A 1,400-nucleotide genomic window follows, 5' to 3' on the forward strand; every position below is an offset into this window, starting at 1 on the left:
AAGGGCGGCGCGACCGTTCCGGTCGCTGCAAGCCGGGGGTTTTGCGTCAGGGATGGAAGCCCGCCAGGGCGGAGACAGCTCCGCTGGCTCCGTTCACGACAGCCCGCCCCGCCAGGGGGACGCCCGGGAAAGCCATAAACAGGAGAGGAACGGAAAGAAGAGGAAGAAGAAGAAGAAGAACAGTAACCACAGAAACATAACATCAGGAAAAAACATTCCGGACACATCACAAACGGGAAGGGTAACGGGCGACGCGCCAGCGTGGCCCGCATCCCTTCCGGCAGGCGCCAGCCTGCCAGGGGTTTTCGCGCGGGCTGACAGGCGGCCTCCACCGCCTGCCCTGTATCACCTGTGCCTGCTGCCCTGAAGGATGTAGTGACCACCGAGGAAAACCGCCTGCTGATTCGCCACAAAATCACAGATTTCATCAACAATCTGCGCGGTGGTGAGCGGTTTCTGCCCCATTTCACGACGCCGCGCATTAATCACGGCCCTGTAATTACGCAGAATTTCGCGGGTTTCCTTGCTGATATTCATTACCCATTCTCCCCGTCCAGCGCCTGACGCATCACCCGCATAATCTCACGTTCTTCCCTGACAAATGCGTCACCGTCGCCCCCGTTCTCGCTCCCTACAGCATGGAGGCGATAAATTTCACTACCAGCCATCACCATCACTTTTTCCAGCAGCACCGCAGGGACTGTTACAAGACGGTTTACGCGCTTTTCCTCCATCAGTTCATTGACAATATCGGAAACAACTCTGTCACATGCGCCATATTCAAAGGCATCGTCCAGCCGCTGCATGACGGTTTCCAGCTCATCGTCTGTCAGACTCCAGTCCTGGGCTATGTGGCGCACATCCCCACGGGTCAGCACCACGGCAAAAACGCATTCACTGTCCGGCACGTCTGTATCCAGTACATCGCGGATGATTTCTTTAACAGTACAGTACATATTCTCGTCTCCTTTACAGGGGCGGCATCGCCGCCCCGTCCGTTAATCAGTCCAGTGCTGCGTAAATCGCGTTACATTCGGGGTGAAATTCGATGTGGCTCCACAACTGCGCATCGCGCATCCGGTAAAGGTGTGTCAGTCCCGCATCCCCGCTGTCGTGGTACAGCCACAACTGGCGGTTAATCACAAGGGAAGTCAGGATGATACCTGCGGCATCAGCACTCACAGTGCGGTCAAACCAGTTTTCACCGTTGACCAGATGAAAACGGTCGCCATCCGGCATCATGTAACCGCCACCGTCCGGCAGGCGGATGAAGTGCCAGAAGCCTCCCTGATATTCCGGCATCATTTTTTGCGCCAGCGCGTACACATACGCCTCGGCATACAGAAAATCGTTGCCAAACAGGTAAGGCAGAAAAGAAAGGCGGTCGCACTCTTCAACGT

The 1,400-nt window shown here is 56.1% G+C and carries 3 protein-coding genes; all 3 read right to left on the reverse strand.

Annotation, left to right across the window (positions count from 1 at the left end; translation table 11 throughout):
• Positions 1 to 345 precede the first annotated feature (345 nt).
• Complete coding sequence (locus tag E0D98_RS24180; RefSeq protein WP_001027048.1) at positions 346 to 537, reverse strand: hypothetical protein; 192 nt, start codon at positions 535 to 537, stop codon at positions 346 to 348.
• Positions 537 to 956 carry a DUF1380 family protein gene (locus E0D98_RS24185; RefSeq protein ID WP_087672692.1) on the reverse strand — a complete coding sequence of 140 codons (420 nt, stop codon included), beginning with the start codon at positions 954 to 956 and terminating at the stop codon, positions 537 to 539. Before E0D98_RS24185 ends, E0D98_RS24180 begins: the two co-directional genes overlap by 1 nt.
• Positions 957 to 1,002: 46 nt before the next feature.
• Positions 1,003 to 1,400 (reverse strand): antirestriction protein (locus tag E0D98_RS24190; protein WP_240723765.1); only part of this gene is annotated, 398 nt, incomplete at its 5' end.

The sequence above is a fragment of the Escherichia sp. KCJ4928 genome, from assembly GCF_004352695.1.
In the GTDB taxonomy this organism is placed as follows: Bacteria; Pseudomonadota; Gammaproteobacteria; order Enterobacterales; family Enterobacteriaceae; genus ECMA0423.